Genomic DNA, 21,892 nt, shown 5'->3' on the forward strand with positions numbered 1-21,892 from the left:
CAGCTTAGAAGATAAACGATATCCCTTTAGCTGGTTTCATTCTATTTAGTTCATAGTGTAAAGTATTGTGTTAATTTCCCATTTTCCAAGTTTTGATACTTAAATCTAATAAGAACAAATCATCGGGATCTACTAGTGAAAGCCCTGTTAATTCTTCAATTTTTCTTAAACGGTAAAGTAGGGATTGCCGATGCAGAAACAATGCTTTTGCTGTCTTACTTACATTTCCTTGATAATGATTATATGTACTGATTGTCTCGATTAAATCAAGATTCCGTTGATTATTATATTCTAATAGCGGCTCAACTGTAGTCATAATAATTTCTTTCATCTCTGGGTTTTGAAAAAGATTTAAAAGCACACGGTCAACTCGGGTATTTTCATACATTACCCGATTTCCAATCCCTTTTTTATTCCTGCATATATTTAAGGCAACTTTGGCATTTTGATAGCTTTCCTTAAAACCTAAAATATCCTCATTATAATTTCCTATCCCCCAAGAAATGACAACTTTCGGCAGTAAACTTCGCAAACGACGGTCAACAAGATCTAAAAAGTTGGTTACGCCTTCTTTTTTATTTTCTAATGAAATTTCAAGAAAAACCAACAACTGCTGTTCCTGATATGTAATCATCACTTCTTTATTTAGTGACTTTGCGGCATAGTAGATTTCTTCCTTTAGATAATGAATCATGCTTTCCGTCCATTGCTGATAAGCGCCTTCATCTATATTTCTTGTTTGAAAAAGCGTTTTCAAGTTTTCAGGTGCACCAATAATGCAAATATACGGTAATTTAAGATTATAACCCACGATTTCGGCCCTTGAATCTGCCTGCTCCAAGGAAGTAAATTCCCCATTTATCAGCTCTCTTATAAATGAAGCGTGAAGCAGTAACTTTGCCTCTTCAACCGCATTTTTCCTTGAAAACCAAAGTGCTATTGTTGTCACTGAGTGTTCTAATACATTGACGGTATACTGTGTTAAAAACTGATCCAACGATATATCAGAAGGAAGGATAACAAATAAATAGTCTTGAGTATTCCCTGAAACCTGAATAACAGGAAGCTGCATGATACAATAACCTTCGATTTTAATGGTTTGTATTTTTTGGATCATTGGGTCATGTGAAGATAATGATATTTGTTTTCTAGCTGGGATTATTCCTTTTACTGCATATTCCCGCCAGTTATCTAGAAAATTAGGGATCTCTTCACTTTGAGCCTGAATAGCCCCCATTTGATCCGTAATAATAACGGGGTAACCAACATTCTGAAATAAATAGTTTGCAATACAGGTAAGCTCTGTTTCTTTAAGAATTAAATTTAGAAGCTCCTGCTGCACTTTTTCTGACCTGCGACTCTCTTTATGATTGATATCATTTAATTGCAGCATTACCGCTTCAATGATTTCCGAAAAACGAACTTCCCATGGAATTTCAATAAGAATAAATTGATTCTTATTCGCCAGTTCCATGATCTCATGCGGAATCTCAAAAACATGACTTCCTAGTGCCACTGCTAGAGCAGTTGCCTCTGAATCCATAACATCCTGAACAAATTTCTCGAATTCCTTAAGGTTTTGGCCACAACCAATAGCAGTAGTTAAAACCAATTCATTCTTACGGACAAAGCTCTCAACCGGCATTTCCATTGCTGAAACCCACTGAACCACTCTGTCCATAACTAAATTTTCTCCAGCTATGATCTTCGCGTCCTTCAAAATATCTAATTTTAAAATATCATATATCTTTAAACTCATATAAGCTCCTATCTACTAGATTCAATTACTAATTTGATTACTAGCCATGTTACTTATTAAAATGATTTTCTAGATGTAAAGTATAAATAGGAGGACAAAGCTCAGGAAATTGGACTATGATCATTCTTCTCCTCTTTGTGAATTATCAAAATATTCCATGATTACTTTGCATCATTTTTTTCTTTTTCATTCTAACAAATTCCCACTACTCAGTAAATTGGTAATTGGTTTTGTTGCAGGCAGGGAGGTAAGAGAATAAACAAAAAAACCGATCAAATGACCGATTTTTCCTTATTTTATATTATTCTCGCAATTATTTTGTGACGGAAACCTGCTCAAATGGCCATGCAGGCAATTGTTTACGAAGATTCTTGTCTTCCCTATATCCTAAAGCATACTCACCCTGCATAATCGTATGGATTTCCCTCGTACCTTCATAGATTACTGGAGCTTTCGAGTTCCGCAAAAAGCGCTCTACTGGATATTCATCGGAATAACCATAAGCCCCATGGATTTGAACAGCATCATTTGCAGCATCAAATGCAGCATTACATGAAATCCATTTAGCAAGAGACGTCTCCTTCGTATTTCGTTTTCCCTGATTCTTTAACCAGCCTGCTTTAAAAACTAGCAGTCTAGAAATTTCAAGGTTGGCGCTCATCTTTGCAATCATTTGCTGAACAAGCTGGTGTTTTCCAATCTCTTTGCCAAATGTTTTCCGTTCGTGGCAATACTTAAGACTTGCTTCAAGGCTAGCTTCTATTAAGCCTACTGCTCCTGCAGCAACAGTAAATCGGCCGTTATCTAGGGCAGCCATGGCAATTTTAAACCCTTCCCCTTCTTCACCCAATCTGTTCTCAACAGGAACTTTGACATCCGTTAAAAATACTTCTCCAGTATTTCCTGCGCGAATCCCCAACTTTCCTTTGATAGCCTTCGTTTCTACTCCTGCAAAACTGCGTTCTACTATAAATGCAGTGATTCCTTTATGCCCAATATCATGATCTGTCTTGGCAAAAATCAAGAAATGGTCGGCAACATCACAAAGAGAAATCCATGTTTTAGATCCATTCAGAAGATAGTAATCTTCATGTCTAGCAGCAGTTGTATTCATCGCAGCAACGTCAGATCCCGCATTGGGTTCTGTTAATCCGAAGGCACCAATTTTACGACCCTCTGCTTGAGGAACTAAATACTTTTGTTTTTGTTCCTCATTTCCCCATTGCAAAATGGTCATGCTATTTAGCCCTGTATGAACAGAAACGGCTGTACGATAGGCAGTATCTCCCCGTTCTAATTCTTCACATACAATGGCCAGTGTATTATAATCCATGCCAGCCCCGCCATACTCTTCAGGGATACAGACTCCCATAACTTGCAAATCCGCCAATTTTTTCAAAATTGCTGGTTCAAAATGACCTTGACGGTCCCACTCCTGAATGTTTGGAATGATTTCCTTATCAACAAACTTTCTAACCATATCCTTTACACTTTGCTGCTCATCTGTTAATTCAAAATTCATCATATTATTTTTCCTCCCTATATAATTTTATTTTGTTTTAAGTTTGATATTTCATCGGAATTGTATCCAATGCTCTCTAACAGCGCTTCAGTGTGCTCGCCAAACAACGGTGGATGACGCCTCATGGTTACCGGCGTTGCGGATAACTTTAACGGCGAACCTGTTAATTGAAGATTATCAATTAATGGATGTTCCATCCCCACAATCATCTCTCTAGCTTTTATCTGTGGATCTTCAAACATTTCAGCAACTGTATTGATTGGACCATTCGGTATCCCAGCTGCATCTAATACTTCTTTCCATTCTTTTTTCGTCTTTTTTGAAAGCAGTTCTTCACAAATGGCAATCAGTATATCCGTATTCTGTAAACGCTGTTCATTATGAATAAATTCTTCCATTTCCGCTAATTCAGGTCTACCCAGAGCAGCAGCAAATCTCTTAAACTGCTGATCGTTTCCTACGGCAATGACAAGATCACCGTCCTTTACCTTAAACACCTGATACGGGGTAATATTTGGGTGCCGATTCCCCATTCGTTTTGGAACCACTCCGCTGCATAAATAATTGCTCGCGACGTTAATTAATGAAGAAACCTGACAATCCATCAAGGAAATATCAATCTCCTGTCCTTGCCCGGTCGTATTTCTATGCTGCAAGGCACCTAATATTCCTATGCAGGTATATAATCCTGTTAACACATCCGCAATCGCCACTCCCACTTTTACTGGATTCCCATCAGGCTCGCCAGTGATACTCATCAGACCACTCATTGCTTGAATGATAAAATCATAGCCAGGTAAATCCTTATATGGGCCAGTTGACCCAAAACCTGTAATGGAAGCGAAAATCAACCCAGGGTTATTTGCTTTTAGCTGCGGATAGCCTAGACCCATTTTTTCAAGTGTCCCAGACTTAAAATTTTGAACAACGATATCACTTGTTGCTGCCAGTTTGGAAAAAATCTCTTTTCCTTCTTCTGATTTAAGATTAAGTGTCATACTCTGTTTATTCCGATTTGCACATAAATAGTAAGCACTTTCTCCATTTACAAAAGGTGGCCCCCAGCCTCTCGTTTCATCGCCCGATTCAAAGTGTTCAATCTTTATTACTTCTGCTCCCAGATCCCCTAGAATCATTGAGCAAAATGGTCCCGCCAATACCCGCGAAGCATCCAAAATGCGGATTCCATCAAGTGCCCCCTTCACGCTAATCACCACTTTCCGACTATTTGAAATACAAAAAGGAGCCAGCAAAACAAACAATGAAGTTCCTCATTGATTGCTCTACTGACTCCTACTCTTAGCTCGTCTTCCGACAAAGGAAGATCAAGTGAATATAGTCAATTTTATTTTAATCATTTTTCTTTACTGTCAATCCGGTCGTGCAGCAAGGGTATTGCTGTCACCCAGTTGTTATATAAAATAATATAACAATAGTTAGAATTTTTCAATAATAATTGTAAAGAAATATATTTTTTTTTCTTCTAACTCTATGAAAACCAATTACTTACTTTTTTCAGTAGATTTTATTTGTTGATAATGGAGATCTAGATCTTTTAATGCAGCCACCAATGCATTCGTAGCTTTACCTCGATAATAGGTTTGAAGTGCTGCGATTGCTTCATCAATCCCATCGTTTAAACTGATCCCCCTTAACACCTGACCAACAAATTCACGGGCATGTTCCGTTGCCAATGTACAGGATGCCTCGAGTATGACCCCATATTTTCTATCAATTTCTGCTGTAATCGTCAATGTTTCAAATACACTTTTAGCTGCTATCCCTTGGGGTAACTTTGCATGCCCAGCAATAAACAGGGTTTTTCCGTTCATCATCTGAAACTACCTCTCTTTTAAAAAAATAATTAATATGTATAACATAATTTATAGATGTCTAAGGGATTACGCCTTATCACCAATTTTTTAAAGGTGATCTATGTTTCGAAAACTTAAGTCTTGTAAATGTATTCTCCAAATAATTCAATAATCCTGTTCATTCTATTAATTGCAAAATTAATATATTTTACTTCACTCTTATGTATTACATAGATAAATATCGTCAATTAGATTGACAATTAAATCAGAAATAGTGTAAAATGATTTTAGTCAACCTGGTTGACTATTTGTTTTTAAGGAGGTAGCACTGTGTTTAAGATTGGTGATTTGATCGTCTATTCAGGACATGGTATATGCAGAGTAGATGAAATCTCTGAAAAGACATATACCGGGATTACTAAAGCTTACTACGTAATACATCCCATTGAAAATAGTCAGAAATTAACGATTAGTACCCCTGTAGATAATGATAAAACCGTAATATTGAAATTAATGAATAAAGAGGAAGCAGAAAACATTTTAGAATCTTTTAATTCTGCTGGAATTAATTGGATTGAAAAACCGCAATTGCGTGGCCAAGTTTTTAAAGATATTGTGTATACTGGAAATCGAATGGATATTGCTAAAGTTGCCAATACCTTGCTGCGGAAAAAGCATGAAATTGAAATGGCTAGTAGGAAGTTTTACGAACAAGATAGTAGAATTTTAAGTACCATACAAAATATCTTGTTTAAAGAATTAGCCATCTCACTCAATACTTCTCCAGAAGCTATTTTCGAAAAGATAAAAAGCATGTTACGCATTAACAATAAAACAGCTATTCAAGATATTTGTTAAAAATGGATGATTTTCTCCCTTTTTAATAGAAAGCACTCATAAATGTTGATTTAACAACATAATGAGTGCTTTTTTTATGACTAGCAAATATTTAAATCGCTCTAACAGGGATATATTCAGAGTCTTTCGATAACTATCATAAAAGAAATTAAACTTCCTCATCTAATAAAGGATCGTTATTTTCGTTAAATGGCGGGTAAATAGCAGGGTGAAGGATACTCGCTATTTTAAATAAACCAAGTAACAATCTAGGGGATGGTCTGCAAAATAATGGCTCATCCAATATATACAATTGATTGTTTTTAATAGCCGACATCTGTTCCACCCCAGGACGTTTTAGGATAACCTTTGGATTAACTTTTTCTTTTTGTACCCCCACCCAAATAAGGCATATAACATCGGGATTTCTTTGTAAGATCTCTTCCCACTCCGTTTTTACACTTGACTGTGCCATATCTTCAAATATATTTCTTCCCCCTGCAAGTTTACTAATTTCAGTTAACCAGTTGGTTGCTCCAGGAGTAAAAATAGGTTTTGCCCACCATTCCCAATAAAGGGTTGCAGGCTTTTGCACTAAATTAGATAAAGATTGATATTTTTCGAGTATCGTATTGTATTTTTTAAATAATTGATTTGCCTTGTCAGAGGTATTCGTTACTTCTCCAACAAATAATATACTTTCTCCTACCTCCGTCAACGTCTTAGGATTAGGGACAATGACAAACGGGATCTTTCGTTTTTTCAACTCTTCAATATTGCGTTCCATTCCAGGTACCGAAAGAGAGGCTAATACTAAGTCAGGCTGTAATGCTTCCACTTTGTCCATATCAATATTCAAGTCCGAACCTAATCTTGGCAATGATTGAATACACTCCGGCCAATCCGAGTAGTTATCCACTCCTACTAACGAAGATGTTAATCCTAAGTATGCTACTAATTCTGTATTACTTGGACATATAGATATTAATCTCATAAATAAACCTGGTTACTAAAATCTATCAAATTCTACATTTCGCCTCCGAACCAAGAAAAGGAGACATACCGTGACGGTTCCCACGTCATTCCATCAGGAAGGGATTTGCACCCTTGTCATGAACCTATTGTTCAAGACAGCCCGCGTTGCTCTGTTAGAGCCGGTGATTTGCAGCAGACCATTCCTTCCATTGGTCAGCCTACCACAAAGAATGGATTTTAGTACCAGGATTACACCTCCTTCAGTTGTAATTCCTGGTTCTTACTCATTAATGTTTTATGAATCACATTCCATAGTTTCCAACTATGGTTTTCTTTGAAAATTTCTATATTTTTTAACAACATCCCCATATACTTCCGCCTTTTCTTACCGTTTTTTGACTTTTTCTCGGATTCTTCCATTGACCCTAGAATAGAAATCAACTTTGGCTTTACTAGCGTGCGTAACTGGTTTAGGATTTCTTGTGGTATTTTTTCATCACGACCAATCCCTCTTCTCCCAATCACAAAAGCAGCTGCTTCATGAACGGATAAGCCGTACTTTTTACTATATTTAAACCGTCCGATAACGGTTGTATAAGCGGGATTTACTTTTTTTATTTTAAAACCAAATCTAATTCCCCTAGTGATAATCGCCTTTTGTAATTTTGTTTTTGCAAACGAATGGACAAGACGGTTGAATCGTTTATTCGTATCATGATCTTGTTTTAGTTTGATATCTTCTATGACGATAGCTCCCACGTTCCAAGTCAAAAGATACTGAACGATTTCTTTTGCGATTTCTCCTGAAATATTGGACCTGCGGTTGCTTTTTACATATTCCATTTCATGACAATAAAGGGTTTTAGATTCTACTAAATTTCCTTGTTTGGTTAAAATAGAAACCGCTATGCGATCAATGTTCACATCAATTCCCGCAAGTAAATCAGACTGAATCGTTTCAGTCCAATTCAGCATAGAACCATGGACAACCTCTTCATAAGTGATGTGGACAAAGATCTTACTATTTTTCCGTTTTAACTCAATGGAATAGGGGATATATACTTCCATAGGTTTGTTCTTTGAGGTAACACCAACTTCATTGGGTAATACTACCCCAACAACATCATCGAAATATTTATCCGGTACATGTAGTTTGAATCGTAATCTAGGACTCCTTTTTCTACCCTCAACGAGTAGTGGATTGGCCACTTCTATAAAAAACTGCTGTTCCACCTCGTCGAATACGATTCGGATGTTCAAATTACCCATTTTTGACTTATCACCGCGAGAATAAAGGGTATTAGAACGTAGACCTTTCCATTCATTTCTTGATATTTTCCCTTTTAAACGCTCATAAAAATTCTGTTTTCCACCAAAGATGACGGTTGGAATTGTCTGGTCTTCCTGGTGTTTTAATAAAATGGATTCCTTTACTTGAAGTTTTTCTAAGCGGGCACTCAACCCTTTTAAACAGGTCTCAAGAGGAACTTTTTTCGGCCTTTTCCTACCTGTCTGATAATATTCTAATTTCATGGAGGTCTTATTAATTTTCCCTTGTACTTCCTGGATTCTTAAGGGTAATAGTTTTTTTTGACTTGAGATCGTGGTTTGGGCTTGCATGACAGCATCTTCAGCATATCTTTTGTTCAAATGAAAGAGAGCACTTATCGATTTAATTAAATTGTTTGACTGTTCACCCTCTACCAAGCGATTAAAGGAATACCGCAAAGCAGAACAAAAAACTGTCATTAATCGATTTAGTTCTTCAAACTCGGCGGCACTACCATCGGCTATTTGGCAAATTTTCGTTACCTTCATTCCACCCCTCCTAACAAGAACAAATGTTCTATATTAATTATAGGATTTTATTGGAAGAAAGTCAAAAATTAGTCCCTTTTCTTTTGTCAGATTTTAATACTATTTTGTAGTTTCTTATAGATTTATTTAAGCCGTTACAACCCCCTTCAAGAATTTAAAATTCTATTCCCTTCACAGCAGGGATGCCTTCATCGTAATAATGTTTTTCTGAATCAATAACTGAAACGAGATCAGCTATGTCTTTAATTTCTTGCTTGGCATCTCTTCCGGTAATCACCAAATGAACATGTGAAGGTTTATTTTTTACTACATCTATCACTTCATGTAGAGGCAAAACATCATCAATTGGAAACTTATTTATGGCTAATGCATTATTGAGTTCGTCTAAAATGACCAAATCGTACTCACCGCTCATTACCGCTTCCTTTGCTTTCGGCCATCCTTGCTTTAAGGCTTCTCTATGTTCCTCGGGTGTTTTTGTCCAAGTGAACCCAATTCCCAGTTGAACCATCTCTACTCCTAACTTCTTCAGTGCAATTTGTTCACCATAGGTGCGTTCAGGTGATTTGATAAACTGATAGATTTTCACTCTAAATCCACGACCAATTCCTCGAAGGGCTAACCCTAAAGAGGATGTCGTTTTTCCTTTTCCATTTCCTGTATAAACAAGTGTTAACCCATTTCGATTGATTGATTTATTCATTTGTCTTTCCCCCTATTCTCCAGACATTTTCTTATCCAATTCTCTACCATTTCTGGACAAGAGGCAAAATGAAAATGAGTGTACCCCGCTGCTAAATTATGTAGTAAATACCCTTCTTTACTTACACCTCTCATGCCTATCGTTTCATACGCATAAGGTACATCCTCTTCAAGTGCTTGGAAGGTCGAGTAATGAAATTCATGTCCCCTGGCACTCCTATCGTTAAGTATAAAATTATTATTTTGTCCACTAATCTCTCGATAACCTAATGCCGCTAATTTAGTTTGCATATGTACACTGCCTGGAATAACACCCGCCATTTCAACTTTTTTCTTATCCGTTGTTTCTATGAACTCAGTTAAATACATGAAACCTCCACATTCGGCAAGTGTAGGCAATCCACTTTCAATCGCATGCTTTACTGATCGCTTTGCATTTAGATTACAAGCTAGGTCTTGTGCAAACTCTTCAGGGAATCCGCCGCCTATATAAAGTCCATCAACATCATCAGGTACCTCCTCATCCGCAAGCGGCGAGAAATATACAATTTCAATCCCTTTTGCTTCCATGATTTCTAAATTCTCAGGGTAATAGAAATTAAAGGCGCTATCTTTTGCTACCGCAACTTTCACTAGATATTCCCTCTGCTTTTCAAAAATGGAAGACCCGCGGCTTTCTTCTAACGGTTCAGCAACGGCTAATTCAAAAAATCTATCTATATCGACAGTTTCGCTGATTAGCGTACCTAATTTATCAAAAAACGAATCCAGTTCCCCTCTTTCCATAGAAGGAATGAGTCCAAGATGTCTCTCAGGAATTTCAATATCAAGTTCTCGTTTCAAATAACCGATAACAGGAACGTGACATTCCTGCTCAATCGCTTTTTTGACAAGCTGAAAGTGACCTTCACTTCCCACTTTATTTGCAATGACGGCTGCAATATTAGGACCTTCAGCAAACAATTGAAAACCTTTCACAATCGCAGCAGCACTTCTCGCCATACTTTCACAATTAACAACAAGAAGAACTGGACTTTTCGTAATCAGACTTATTTCAGCCGTACTTCCCTCATTGGTTACTGGACTTTTCCCATCAAAAAAGCCCATAACCCCTTCGATGATTGAAATATCTGAACCCTTACTGCCATGAGTGAAAATATCCAGCACAAGATCTTTTGTGAGCATCCAGCTGTCTAAATTTCGTGACTCGCGTTTCGTTACAGCGGTATGATAGGAAGGATCAATATAATCAGGTCCACATTTAAAACCCTGGACGGTTAAACCTTTTTTCATTAAAGCTGCCATTAACCCAATAGTTAATGTTGTTTTCCCCACACCGCTTCCAGTACCGGCAATTACCATTCGTCGTTTTGTCATCTGCCATTCCCCTTTTTAATGGATCTAAGATTTTAGTGGACCTTCTCTAGATATTTGCAGAAACTTTCCTTTATGGAACCATAAACCATTTGTCCGATTGCTTTGCCGACAACTGTTCCTGAACCGGCGCTGGCTATTTTTTCCCCTTGCTGTGTAAAGGCAAGCAGCATGGTGTCTGATGATGCAACATTCCCACTCATTTGGGAAAAACGAAGATCATGTATGGCTTTCACTTTTGCTTCAACAGCAGACATATATCCATCAACAAGGGCACCATCCGTAAAATGGGCATCTATAAATAACATGATGTTGATGGTTTTTCCTGTCCCTTCTGTCACGATTATCATCATGTGAATACCTTCTATTTCTTTCGTAACCATGGCCATATCCTCGAGTTTTACGGCTGTCATGATTCCGGCTGATTGTTCATGTGGCATCGAGTATTTTTCCATCAACTGCAGTATATCTGAATGTGGACCTTGAAACTGACAAAAATATTTTACCCATTGGATACCAGCACCGACGGCGGTATTGGATATGGTGCGCAGTGGCTGATCAAATTGAACATGAAGATAGTCGTCACTTTGTTTTATTTTATAGGAATCCTCAAAGTTAAATAATCGACTTGATGAAAAATGGTTTGGTGTCATCAGGAGCTGTGGTTTAGGAACAGTTGGATGTGATTGGGATTTCACTTTCACCTCGTAAACCTTCTTTAATTGATCTTCTTTCCTTAATATATCTACATCTCCTACTTCTAAAAATTTCCCATTATGTAGTAAGGCTACTGTATCTGCATAAAGTGAAGCAACATTCAAATCATGAAGAATCGCAAAAATGGTTAGCCCTGTAGTTTGTTGTCGTTCTTTCAGCAGATTTAGCATTTGAAATGTATGTTTAATATCCAGATGATTGGTAGGCTCATCCAAAAGTAAGATTTCAGGCTCCTGTGCTAAGGCTTTGGCCAATAAGACTCTTTGCTTTTCACCACCACTAATCAGTCGAAATTGTGTTTTCCGAAACTCACTTATTTGGGTTATTTCCATAACCTCTTCAATGACTTTCCGGTCCTTCTTCGATAGTTGCTTTAAGATCCCCTTTTGATGAGGATAACGCCCAAGGCTAATGATTTCTTCAACAGTATAATCGAAAGATACTTGAACTTCCTGTGTTAAAACAGCCATTTTTTTTGCTTTATCTAGTTTTGATAGAGTTGAAATTTCTTTTCCACAGATTGAAACTTTCCCGCTCTTTATTGGTAACTGCCCTGTAATGAGCTTAAAAAGGGTTGTCTTTCCACTTCCATTTGGTCCTAGAAGGGCAAAAAACTCTCCTTTTTTCACTTCTAAATCCAGCCCCTTAATAATGGGGGAATGGGCATAGCCGCCAACTAAGTTTTGAACACGTATCATTTATTGCCCCCCTTCCCAAATCGTTCTCTAATCAATAATAGGGCAAATACTGGCGCACCAATTAAGGCCGTGATAACACCAATTGGCAGTTCTTTGGGCGCAATGATCGTTCTTGCCATTAAATCAGCTAAAATCAGAAAAGCTCCTCCAATAAACAATGATAGTGGAAGGACATGGCGATGATTCGGACCCGTAACAAGGCGGACTAGGTGAGGAATCACAAGTCCAACAAATCCAATCGACCCTGAAACAGCTACTGCAGCCCCCGTTAATAACGATGCACCAATTAGAACGAATGTCTTTCCCTTTTTAACATCAACTCCAATATGATCTGCTGCATCCTCTCCCAGTGCCAAAGCATTTAATTCACGATAGTGATAGATTAATATAAATGAACCGATAAACATAAACGGAAGGATTAGTTGAATATGACTCCATCCTCTCATTCCAACACTTCCATAGAGCCAATAAATAATTTGTGTCATAGATTCTCTATCACTTAATGAAATAATGAGAGAAACAAGCGCACCAATAAAGGCACTTATAATAATCCCAGCCAGAATAATGGTTTCAATCGCTAAACTTTTGCTGCTTAATCGAACGAGTCCGAAAACAATCAATAAAGAAATTAAACCAAATAAAATGGCAACAACTGGAAGCGTAAAACTTCCCAACCCTACAATACTTACTTGGAAAAACAATACCAAAACGGCGCCAAGAGAGGCACCAGAGGATACTCCTATGGTATATGGGTCTGCTAATGGATTTCGTAATAGTCCTTGAAAAGCAGCACCTGCTAATGCTAGTGATGCTCCAATGCAAAATGCTAATAGAACTCTTGGCAGACGGATATTCCATATAATCATTTCTTCATTTTTTGCTACATCGGTAAGCCAGCCCATATTTAACGTTTTATCCAGTATGATGTGTAAAATTGTAGGAACAGTAACGGTTACACTACTATAAAATAAGCCCAGAAGGCTTATACCAAGTAAAAGCCCTCCGCTTATCACATACAACCAACCTATTCTATTGTTTAAAAACTTCAGGATAGATAAGTTCCGCAAGTGTCTCGACTCCTTCAATTAAACGAGGACCAGGTCTAGTAACCGTATCGCTATCCACATCAAATACGTTTCCACTTTTTATAGCTGGGACTTCTGCCCATCCTTCGCGTTTTAGCACCCCAGCTGTTGGATTTTCTACATAGTAGCCATACGTTGTGATAATCACATCTGGGTTTAATTTTACTATTTCTTCCTCAGTCATCTTTACCCAGCCATCTTGACCTTCTGCAGCGTTCGTGGCTTGAATGGACTCCAGCATCTCATGCATAAAAGTGTTTTGGCCTGTCGTAAAAATATCAGGAGCCGGTGAAACTTCCACCCAAACTTTCTTTTTATCCACCTTCGCTGCTGCAGCTTTGTCTTTAATCGCTTGAAGACGCTCTTTCATATCTGTAATGATTTCCTCTGCCTCCGTCTTGCTTCCGGTAGCCGCACCAATCATTTCAATATTGCTATATGTATCCTCAAAGGATGTGGCTCCTCCAACCACAATGACATCAATTCCAGCCTCTTCAAACTTTTGTAAAACATCAGGGTGTGTTTTGAAATGATAATCCGTTACAAGAGCAATATCTGGAAGAAGAGAAAGAACTAGTTCTGCATTGATATCCTGTGCACCCACCTTCTCTATTTCAAGTGCTTCCTTTGGATAGTTATCGTAATCCGATACACCAATGATTTTTTCTCCTAATCCAAGTGCAAAGGCTATTTCTGTATTACTAGCCTGAATGGAAACGATGGTTTCAGGTTCCTCCTCAATCGTTACCTCTTGATTCGCATCGTCTGTGATTGTTAGTGGAAATTGATCACCACTGTCCTTAGTCTTGTCGTTTTGAGTAGCAACGGCTTTATCTTGAGAGCTATCTCCCTGTGTACCACAACCTGCAATAATACCCATGCTTAACAGAAGAACAACACCGAATAGACCCCACTTTTTCATAAAATCTTTCATCACTTTCTCCTCCTTCTTTTTTTGACAACAAAAAAACGCTTTTCCTATGGAAAGCGTGTATAAAGGCAGATTTATTATACTTAGTCTTGTAGACAGCATAATAACTTGCAATCTTCATAATAAATAATAAATATTTACGTAATCGATTACCTGCACTTTAAACATTCCTTTCCTCGAGGAAGCTTAAAAAACATAATAGGCAGGTCTCCTGACTTGCGAATCACTGGTTGGTTATCCCTTCCCATGTTAAAAACACAGTGGATAAATATAACCTTCCTTCTCGCTTACAGTGGCGGGACCGTGTTGGACTTTCACCAACTTCCCTCTTAGTCTTAAATGAAACTTGCTTTAATCATTTAAGAAACCTATTTGTCTAGTATTCATTTTTTTGTTATAAAAGCCATTATAGTAGAGTATTCCTCCTTTGTAAACTATTTCTAGTTTCTCTATCAAGTTCTTCATGTAATTAAAAAATATTTAGGTGAACATTCATAAAGATAATTTATCTTTATATTTAAACGATTTTGGGGATAACCCATAATACTTTTTAAACGTTTTTAAGAAATAACTTTTACTCTCGAATCCTAACTCATATGCTATCTGTTCTACTGACTGAATCGATTGTTCTAGTAATTCTAATGCTTTTTCCATTTTAACTTTCGTTACATATTCAATAAAACCTTCTCCTGTTTCTTTCTTGTACATCCTGCTGAAGTAACTAGAATTTAAATGTAAATGGTCCGCTACTTCTGTCAAAGAAATCTTTTCGCCAAGATGGGCTAGTACATACTTTTGTGCCTTTATAACATCTTCATTTCTTGTCGTCATTTCTAAAAATTTGGTGACTTTTAAGTGCTGATTACTTGTAAATCGTTCTTGGTCTATCCTAATCTTCAATCTTTCAAGCAAAGCAATAATGCTTGTTTCTTCCATCGATTCTTTTAAAATATAATCATAAGCTTCTAATTTAATAGCTTGTTGTGCAAAGGTAAACTCATCATGGCAGGAAAGGATAACATTATAGGAATTGATTTTAGAGCTTTTCAGTTTCTCAATTAATTCAATTCCATTTAGTTTTGGCATTCCAATATCAGTGATTAGTACATCATAAGGATTTTCTAGCATAAATACTAAAGCATCACCACTATCTTGAAAGTTTGCGACTACTTGGAATCCATAGTCGTGCCATGGAATCACTTTCTTCAAAAACTCAATAACAATCACATCATCATCTACCAAAACTACATCATACATCCTACTCCCCCTTATCTACTGGAATATGAAATGTTATAGTCGTTCCTTCCCCTTCAATACTGTTTATCGTCATTTGAAATGCTTCTCCATAAATTAATTTCATCCTTTGGTAGACATTTTGCACTCCTATTCCGTTAAACGATTTGTTACTTTTTACATAGTCATTACTATTTGTCTGAAAAACCTTCTCTTGCAATCTTTCTAATGTGAGCTGGTCCATACCTTTACCATTGTCAATAATACCCAATTTCAGGAAGGTGTTAATTTTTTCATATGCGGTTATTTTAATGGTTTGCTTTCTATTATTAATCCCATGAATGATAGCGTTCTCAATTATTGGCTGCATGAAAAATCTAGGTACCTCGAAACGAGATGCGGCTTCGTTCACATCAATCTCCAATTCTACATCATGTTGGTGACGAAAATTCATTAAACCCACGTAATGCTTTACAATCGTTAACTCTTCTTCTAAGGAAATAAATGCATTATTACGATTGATTGTCATTCGGAGGAGTGCTGACAAAGAATAGATAAGTGAAGCACTGCCAGTATTACCGTCCATTTTAATTTTCAAGCGAATAGCATTTAATACGTTAAATAAAAAATGCGGATTAATTTGTGCCTGTAGCATTTCTAATTCTGCATTTCGTTTTGCTTCTTCCTTAATTTTAATCTCTTCAATCATTTCCTCTATAGTATCCAGCATATGATTAAAGGAGTGGCCTAATTGTGCGACATCATTACTTCCAGATAGATGTATCCTAGCCGTTAAGTCACCATGTTTTATTGCTGTTGTAACATGGTGCAATCTCGAAATTGGTTTCGTAAATTCTCTCACAAGCATGATCAGTCCTATTAAAAATAAAACTAAAAAACCACCTTGAATTAAAATAGTCGTTCTCGTTACCCTATTAATAGATCCAATTGTGTCGTTATATGGCACAAGGCTGACCAATCTCCAATTCGAATAGGACACTGGATAGGAAACCAATAAATGCTTTTCTTTTTCAAAGTATACAATTTGATATTCAGATTTTGTTACGTCATAAGGTAAAATCGTTCCTACCTCATCAGTTTTCAAACTTGAATAAATTTCCCCTGTCTTATTGGTCAAATAAAATTTTGTTCTCTTTTCGCTTTGAAATTGACTAAAAAGCTTCTTAATCTCATTTTCTTTTAGACTAATAATTAAATAGGAATTTAAGGAATTAGCGCTTTGAATCCTTCTGCCAATGGTAATGAGATATGGGTAAGTTTCTCTATCAGATTTAATGTAGGTGGGGTGTGCACCAAGCCAATAGGATTCATAAAAACTTAAGTGATCTAATTTTTCAAACCATGGTTTTTGTTTGAAGTGTAACGGATGGAATTCTATTTGAGAATAATTGGTATAATATAAGTCATCATTAAACAAGATGGTAATATACAGAGGCATTAATAAATCAGTAATTCCAGACAATTCATTCGATATTTTATTATAATTAAGCGCCAATTCTTGTTTTACGTTGGGTGAATCTGCTTCGATTAACTTATGCGATTTTAGTAACTGATTCATGTTTGTATCAAATTGAATGTAATTTGAGGTATACATAATATCATCGAACATATTCTTTATTCCTAATTCAATCATCCTTAAATCATCATCTGACTGCTTTGCTGCACGTTGTTCTAATACATCTTTTGTGAAATAGTTTGAGACGATATATGTACTAACCCAGGGTAATAAAATACAAAGAATGACTGAAATGATTAATCTCATCCTTAGCGACATTTGAGTAATTTTCCCCCATAAAAAATTCATGATGATCACCACTTCGAAAAAATAAGGAAATAAAAATAGAGAGAAAACATGTGTTTTCTCTCTATTTTAACATAAATATTCTAATTATTCTTATTACTTATTGGCATCTACTACCGCTTGGACCTTTTCTTCGATATTTTTCATCGTTTTATCAAGGTTTTGCTCGCCAAGAAGATATAATTCTACCTCAGCACCAAATTCTGTGTATGCTTCATTAATATATGAAGGTGGTGCAATTACTTTACTAGCCTTAGCTGAGGTAAGTGTATGCTTCAATGAGTCCATATGAACTGCCTCAGGTTTTGGAGTTCCATTAACCACTGTATCTAATACTTTGTTCATATCAGCTTCCTTCCATGCCGGTGTCCAGATTCCTTGTTCTACAATACCTTCTGTAGTCAACCAACGCATGAAATCATAAGCCTCTTCCTTTTGTTTTGAGCTCTTTGCGATTGAAATCAAATCCCCACTTATTTGTACAAGTCCTTCATCATTTTCATTATTTTTCGGATATGGTGCCCAAGCGATTTCAAATTCTGGTGTAAATTGACCCCATTCTGAAATCATATAGCTAGCAGTAGGAACCATAGATGCGGATTGACTAAAGAATTGCTGACGATAATCCATTTTTTGCGATAAAATTTCAGTAAATGGAACAGATGATTTATCAACATTTTCTAATTGATTTCGTAGTTCCAGTGAAGCGCGTACCGTAGGGTCATCTGCATTAGATGTCCCATCCTCATTTAGAATCAGATTATCTTCTGCCTTACCTGCTAATTTTAATACAGAATGGAAATTATGCCATGTGTGTAAATAAGAACCATAGTGTTCGTCTGTAGTTAGCTTTTTAGCGTATTCCGTATATTCATCCCAGGTCCATTCAGTCGGAATATCTAAGCCAGCTTCGTCAAGATGTGCTTTATTTATCATAATAAGCGGTGTAACATTTTTCATTGGCAATCCATAGTATTCACCATCAAAAGCTGGATAGCCATTATTATATACCTCATTAATATCAATGCCTTCTGCTTCAGTAAATTCAGTGATTGGTTCAACCAGTCCTGCATCGATTCGTTTTGCTAAATCTTGACCATTGCTGAACATAATCAAATCCATCTCATCACCTGCAGAGGCCATTAAATCTAACTGTTTGAAATAATCCTGAGAGTTCATGTTTTCTACAAGTGGGATGGATTCCACTTTTATTCCAGGATTCTCTGCTTCATATTTTGCAATGACACTTTCCCATTTTCCAACATCCTCATTGATCCAATGGACAAATTTTAAGGTAATTTCTTCATCAGATGAATCAGATTTACCTTTATCAGATGAAGATTTTTCGTTTCCAGAACAGGCAGCTAACATTAACATTGCAAATAGTCCAACTAGTAACAATGAACCCCATTTTTTCATAATCAAGTACTCTCCCCCTTATATATAGTTTGTATATTAACTCTCTCAAGGATAAATTTTGAGAGTAAATACCACTTTTAACCTTTCACTCCACCAAGTTGTATACCTTCAATAACGTTTTTCTGTCCGATTATAAAGATGATCAGTAAAGGTAAAATGGCGGATACAGATGCTGCCATCATTAATGAGTAAACGCTTCCATGTTGATCCGAGAAACTCTGAACACCAAGTTGAATCGTATATAATTCTTTTGATCTTAGGAAGATTAATGGATTTTGAAAGTCATTCCAGGTCCAAATAAAACGCAATATTGCATACGTTGCGATCGCAGGTCTTACTAATGGCAGAGCAATCGAAGTGAAAATTCTAAAATGACCTGCTCCATCCATTCTCGCTGATTCTATGATTTCATTACTAATTCCGAGATAGAATTGGCGCAGCATAAAAGTTCCAAATACACTGAAGCTATTTAACAGAATAAGACCTGTGTGTGTGTCATAAAGACCTAGCCATCTATAGAGTAGAAATTGTGTAACTAACAATGTTTGAGGCGGAATCATGAATGTTGCCAATACGATTAGAAAGATGAAATCTCTACCTTTAAAATTTATTTTCGCAAATCCATAGGCAGCTAAACATGAAATTGTACATGATACCAATGTGGTTAGAACCGTTACCTTGATTGAATTCCAATATAACAGAAGGAATGGCATAGAGCCTGTCCAAACCTCTTTATAATTTTCAACCGCATTCCATGTTTCAGGAATCCATTGAATTGGAAAAGTTAATACATCCTTTTCCACTTTTAAAGAAGCAGATATCATCCACAAGAATGGCATTAGAAAAGCAATTCCGATTAGAATCATTATGACGGTCATGATCAATTTTCTCATATCCAATTTTTCTACCATCTGTCCCGCTCCTTTCCTTTTAATAATTCACCCATTTTTTCTGACCAATAAATTGAATATAGGTAATGATCAAAATAATAACAAACATAACCAACGAAATGGCAGAAGCATAGCCTGTCTTTAATTCAACAAATGCCTGCTGATACAAATAAACAACTGGGGTTATTGTCGAATTTGCTGGTCCACCATTTGTTAAAACAATGATTAAATCAAATACTTTAAAGCTTGAAATAACACCTGTAACAAACAATAAGAAAGTTGTAGGTGACACTAACGGAATCGTAATGTTCGTAAATTGAGACCAGACAGATGCACCATCGATTTGTGCTGCTTCATATAATTCCTTTGGTATATTCTGCAAACCCGCCAAGTAAATGATTAAATTAAAGCCTATTCCGGTCCAAACCATAATTAACATAACAGATGGTAACGCAAAGGTAACATCGGCTATCCAACCAGGTGGATTATCAACCCCAAGCTTTAACAGTAATTGGTTTATAGGACCTTTCGTTGGATGAAAAAGCACTTGAAAGACAACCGCAACCGCTACAACACTTGAAATAAACGGCATAAAATAAATCACTTTAAATAGATCTTTCAAATAAACATATTTGTTAATGATAACAGCTAATGAAAGAGATAAAAGTAAAGTAATGGGTACCGCTAAAATTAAGAGAATATTATTTAATAATCCTTTAAGGAATAATGCATTGGTAAGTAATTTCGAGAAATTTTCAAATCCTACAAATTTAGCATTTTCATAGCCAGATACAAAATTCCAATCAGTAAAACTTAAAACAAATGAGGAGAGAATAGGAAATAATACTAATATAGAAGTCCCAATAAACATTGGTCCTATAAAGGCATATCCTGCTAGATTTTCCTTCCAGCCACTAAAAGGGGAACTTTTTTTTGTTCTTTTGCGTACTTTATTTTTTGTTGTTTGGACAACTTTTGTTTCAACCCTCACATCGCTATTCACAATTTTCACTCCTTCGACCTTATTGTAGCTTTAGTATAATTTTTGAAATCGCTTTCAACAATGTTGAATTTTTACATAATTGAGAAAATTTTTACTACTTTTGTTTACATTTCTAATTTCACGTTCAATATGGCTATACATTCTATCTATTTAATGCTTTATTTTTACTTATTAGATAAAATTTTTACTTCATTACAAAAAAGGAAAATTACTCCCTCTGTGCATGATATATTTATGGATAAGGGGGGATAACATGCAATTAGGTTCATTTTCAAATGCGGTTTATACCTTTTGTGATTGGGTATCAAGACTAGCATATATCAATCTATTATGGATTCTTTTTACTTTAAGTGGATTCGTGGTATTTGGATTTTTCCCAGCAACAATTGCGATGTTAGCTACGTTAAGACAGTTTATCCGAAAAAATCATCCACCTGTGTTCCAAACTTTTTGGCACTACTATAAAAAGGAATTCCTTAATAGTAATAAATTAGGACTAATTATCGCAGCAATCGGTTTTATTTTATTTGTGAATATCAGGTTTTTACAATCAACATCCAATAACATGTCCTCTTTTCTTTTTTATTCAAGCATTATTATGAGTTGTATTTATTTTCTCATCATTTGTTATACACTAGCTTCCTATGTTGAAGTTGATCAACCTTTAGGAGTTCATATAAAAAATGCACTTCTCATTACGATTTCCAATCCGATACCTAGCCTATTTATTATTTTTGGATTTGCTGCCGTATACTTTGCCGTTACCTATTTATCTGGAATTGGATTCTTTTTCAGCGTAAGCATATTAGGTCTTGTGGTACTCTCCTCTGCAAATCTGGCGTATAAAAAAATCCTGAGTAAACAAGAAAAATTAATCATATAGCAAAGCCAAACCCCAATATTTTCTACAAAAAAAACACTCACAAATGTTGATTTAACAACATTCGTGAGTGTTTTTTTTATAAATTCGATTTGTTCTAAGATACCGGTGGTCGGGGTCGAACCGACACTCCAGAGGAACACGATTTTGAGTCGTGCGCGTCTGCCAATTCCGCCACACCGGCAAATCGTTGGCAGGGGTAGTAGGAATTGAACCCACACCAAAGGTTTTGGAGACCTTCGTTCTACCTTTAAACTATACCCCTAGAATGGAAAATGGAAAGTTATTTTTACTAAAGTGAAAAAACATTGGTTATTTTCACTTCTGTGAAAAAACTTGGTGGAGGGGGACGGATTCGAACCGCCGAACCCGGAGGGAGCGGATTTACAGTCCGCCGCGTTTAGCCACTTCGC

General features: G+C 36.4%; 18 protein-coding genes, 2 tRNA genes and 1 riboswitch. Of the genes, 2 read left to right on the forward strand and 18 right to left on the reverse strand.

Annotated elements, in window-relative coordinates:
• Nucleotides 1-70: 70 nt before the first annotated feature.
• From MLOOGBEN_RS22830 to MLOOGBEN_RS22845, 4 genes are all read right to left on the reverse strand, one after another.
• Nucleotides 71-1,759, reverse strand: a complete 1,689-nt coding sequence (locus tag MLOOGBEN_RS22830; protein WP_179160582.1) for a PucR family transcriptional regulator — start codon at nt 1,757-1,759, stop codon at nt 71-73.
• Nucleotides 1,760-2,072: 313 nt separating this feature from the next.
• Nucleotides 2,073-3,281: an acyl-CoA dehydrogenase family protein gene (locus tag MLOOGBEN_RS22835; protein ID WP_179160601.1), complete on the reverse strand. Its 1,209-nt coding sequence runs from the start codon at nt 3,279-3,281 to the stop codon at nt 2,073-2,075.
• Nucleotides 3,282-3,298: 17 nt separating this feature from the next.
• Complete coding sequence (locus tag MLOOGBEN_RS22840) at nt 3,299-4,486, reverse strand: CaiB/BaiF CoA transferase family protein (protein WP_179160602.1); 1,188 nt, start codon at nt 4,484-4,486, stop codon at nt 3,299-3,301.
• A gap of 297 nt (nt 4,487-4,783) precedes the next feature.
• Complete coding sequence (locus tag MLOOGBEN_RS22845) at nt 4,784-5,116, reverse strand: DUF3870 domain-containing protein (RefSeq protein WP_464870539.1); 333 nt, start codon at nt 5,114-5,116, stop codon at nt 4,784-4,786.
• Between the two features lie 309 nt (nt 5,117-5,425).
• On the opposite strand from MLOOGBEN_RS22845, the gene MLOOGBEN_RS22850 reads away from it, so the two are divergent.
• On the forward strand, nt 5,426-5,953 hold the full coding sequence (locus MLOOGBEN_RS22850; RefSeq protein WP_179160583.1) for a CarD family transcriptional regulator: 528 nt from the start codon (nt 5,426-5,428) through the stop codon (nt 5,951-5,953).
• Nucleotides 5,954-6,101: 148 nt separating this feature from the next.
• On the opposite strand, the gene MLOOGBEN_RS22855 is transcribed toward MLOOGBEN_RS22850, so the two are convergent.
• The 12 genes from MLOOGBEN_RS22855 to MLOOGBEN_RS22910 form a co-directional block, all read right to left on the reverse strand.
• Entirely contained in the window at nt 6,102-6,926 is an 825-nt protein-coding gene (locus tag MLOOGBEN_RS22855; RefSeq protein ID WP_179160584.1) for a cobalamin-binding protein, read from the reverse strand.
• Between the two features lie 230 nt (nt 6,927-7,156).
• On the reverse strand, nt 7,157-8,725 hold the full coding sequence (locus tag MLOOGBEN_RS22860) for an IS200/IS605 family accessory protein TnpB-related protein (RefSeq protein WP_179160585.1): 1,569 nt from the start codon (nt 8,723-8,725) through the stop codon (nt 7,157-7,159).
• Nucleotides 8,726-8,879: 154 nt separating this feature from the next.
• Nucleotides 8,880-9,428 carry a cob(I)yrinic acid a,c-diamide adenosyltransferase gene (locus MLOOGBEN_RS22865; protein ID WP_179160586.1) on the reverse strand — a complete coding sequence of 183 codons (549 nt, stop codon included), beginning with the start codon at nt 9,426-9,428 and terminating at the stop codon, nt 8,880-8,882.
• Nucleotides 9,425-10,804 (reverse strand): cobyrinic acid a,c-diamide synthase CobB, encoded by a 1,380-nt coding sequence (locus MLOOGBEN_RS22870; RefSeq protein ID WP_179160587.1) that lies wholly within the window; start codon nt 10,802-10,804, stop codon nt 9,425-9,427. Before MLOOGBEN_RS22870 ends, MLOOGBEN_RS22865 begins: the two co-directional genes overlap by 4 nt.
• Before the next feature lie 32 nt (nt 10,805-10,836).
• Complete coding sequence (locus MLOOGBEN_RS22875) at nt 10,837-12,216, reverse strand: ATP-binding cassette domain-containing protein (RefSeq protein WP_179160588.1); 1,380 nt, start codon at nt 12,214-12,216, stop codon at nt 10,837-10,839.
• On the reverse strand, nt 12,213-13,283 hold the full coding sequence (locus MLOOGBEN_RS22880; protein ID WP_179160589.1) for a FecCD family ABC transporter permease: 1,071 nt from the start codon (nt 13,281-13,283) through the stop codon (nt 12,213-12,215). The genes MLOOGBEN_RS22875 and MLOOGBEN_RS22880 overlap by 4 nt, the downstream gene beginning before the upstream one ends.
• Nucleotides 13,246-14,223, reverse strand: coding sequence for an ABC transporter substrate-binding protein (locus tag MLOOGBEN_RS22885; protein ID WP_179160604.1), 978 nt, complete (start codon nt 14,221-14,223; stop codon nt 13,246-13,248). The genes MLOOGBEN_RS22880 and MLOOGBEN_RS22885 overlap by 38 nt, the downstream gene beginning before the upstream one ends.
• Before the next feature lie 193 nt (nt 14,224-14,416).
• A riboswitch (cobalamin riboswitch) is annotated at nt 14,417-14,618 on the reverse strand.
• Between the two features lie 106 nt (nt 14,619-14,724).
• On the reverse strand, nt 14,725-15,489 hold the full coding sequence (locus MLOOGBEN_RS22890; RefSeq protein WP_179160590.1) for a response regulator transcription factor: 765 nt from the start codon (nt 15,487-15,489) through the stop codon (nt 14,725-14,727).
• Nucleotide 15,490: 1 nt separating this feature from the next.
• Entirely contained in the window at nt 15,491-17,248 is a 1,758-nt protein-coding gene (locus tag MLOOGBEN_RS22895) for a sensor histidine kinase (protein WP_218781296.1), read from the reverse strand.
• A gap of 135 nt (nt 17,249-17,383) precedes the next feature.
• A complete protein-coding gene (locus MLOOGBEN_RS22900; protein WP_256989232.1) occupies nt 17,384-18,706 on the reverse strand; it encodes an ABC transporter substrate-binding protein in 1,323 nt (440 codons plus the stop codon).
• A 77-nt stretch (nt 18,707-18,783) separates the two neighbouring features.
• Nucleotides 18,784-19,617, reverse strand: coding sequence for a carbohydrate ABC transporter permease (locus tag MLOOGBEN_RS22905; RefSeq protein ID WP_179160593.1), 834 nt, complete (start codon nt 19,615-19,617; stop codon nt 18,784-18,786).
• Between the two features lie 19 nt (nt 19,618-19,636).
• The gene (locus MLOOGBEN_RS22910; protein ID WP_179160594.1) at nt 19,637-20,599 is read right to left on the reverse strand and encodes a carbohydrate ABC transporter permease; all 963 of its coding nucleotides are present in this window, start codon (nt 20,597-20,599) and stop codon (nt 19,637-19,639) included.
• A 253-nt stretch (nt 20,600-20,852) separates the two neighbouring features.
• Between MLOOGBEN_RS22910 and MLOOGBEN_RS22915 the strand changes: the two genes are divergently transcribed.
• Entirely contained in the window at nt 20,853-21,482 is a 630-nt protein-coding gene (locus tag MLOOGBEN_RS22915; RefSeq protein WP_179160595.1) for a YesL family protein, read from the forward strand.
• 100 nt (nt 21,483-21,582) lie between these two features.
• Here the strand turns inward: MLOOGBEN_RS22915 and MLOOGBEN_RS22920 are convergent.
• Together MLOOGBEN_RS22920 and MLOOGBEN_RS22925 are read right to left on the reverse strand one after the other, a co-directional pair.
• Nucleotides 21,583-21,663: transfer RNA gene (locus MLOOGBEN_RS22920), tRNA-Leu, on the reverse strand.
• Nucleotides 21,664-21,670: 7 nt separating this feature from the next.
• Nucleotides 21,671-21,744, reverse strand: a tRNA-Trp gene (locus MLOOGBEN_RS22925).
• Nucleotides 21,745-21,892: the final 148 nt, after the last annotated feature.

This window comes from Bacillus sp. EB106-08-02-XG196 (genome assembly GCF_013396335.1).
In the GTDB taxonomy this organism is placed as follows: domain Bacteria; phylum Bacillota; class Bacilli; order Bacillales; family Cytobacillaceae; genus Neobacillus.

Coding starts and splice junctions, on each gene's coding strand:
- MLOOGBEN_RS22895 (WP_218781296.1), bottom strand. CDS start 17,248: ATGAGATTAATCATTTCAGTCATTCTTTGTATTTTATTACCCTGGGTT.
- MLOOGBEN_RS22870 (WP_179160587.1), bottom strand. CDS start 10,804: ATGACAAAACGACGAATGGTAATTGCCGGTACTGGAAGCGGTGTGGGG.
- MLOOGBEN_RS22905 (WP_179160593.1), bottom strand. CDS start 19,617: ATGGTAGAAAAATTGGATATGAGAAAATTGATCATGACCGTCATAATG.
- MLOOGBEN_RS22845 (WP_464870539.1), bottom strand. CDS start 5,116: ATGATGAACGGAAAAACCCTGTTTATTGCTGGGCATGCAAAGTTACCC.
- MLOOGBEN_RS22890 (WP_179160590.1), bottom strand. CDS start 15,489: ATGTATGATGTAGTTTTGGTAGATGATGATGTGATTGTTATTGAGTTT.
- MLOOGBEN_RS22865 (WP_179160586.1), bottom strand. CDS start 9,428: ATGAATAAATCAATCAATCGAAATGGGTTAACACTTGTTTATACAGGA.
- MLOOGBEN_RS22915 (WP_179160595.1), top strand. CDS start 20,853: ATGCAATTAGGTTCATTTTCAAATGCGGTTTATACCTTTTGTGATTGG.
- MLOOGBEN_RS22885 (WP_179160604.1), bottom strand. CDS start 14,223: ATGAAAAAGTGGGGTCTATTCGGTGTTGTTCTTCTGTTAAGCATGGGT.
- MLOOGBEN_RS22875 (WP_179160588.1), bottom strand. CDS start 12,216: ATGATACGTGTTCAAAACTTAGTTGGCGGCTATGCCCATTCCCCCATT.
- MLOOGBEN_RS22855 (WP_179160584.1), bottom strand. CDS start 6,926: ATGAGATTAATATCTATATGTCCAAGTAATACAGAATTAGTAGCATAC.
- MLOOGBEN_RS22860 (WP_179160585.1), bottom strand. CDS start 8,725: ATGAAGGTAACGAAAATTTGCCAAATAGCCGATGGTAGTGCCGCCGAG.
- MLOOGBEN_RS22900 (WP_256989232.1), bottom strand. CDS start 18,706: ATGAAAAAATGGGGTTCATTGTTACTAGTTGGACTATTTGCAATGTTA.
- MLOOGBEN_RS22835 (WP_179160601.1), bottom strand. CDS start 3,281: ATGAATTTTGAATTAACAGATGAGCAGCAAAGTGTAAAGGATATGGTT.
- MLOOGBEN_RS22830 (WP_179160582.1), bottom strand. CDS start 1,759: ATGAGTTTAAAGATATATGATATTTTAAAATTAGATATTTTGAAGGAC.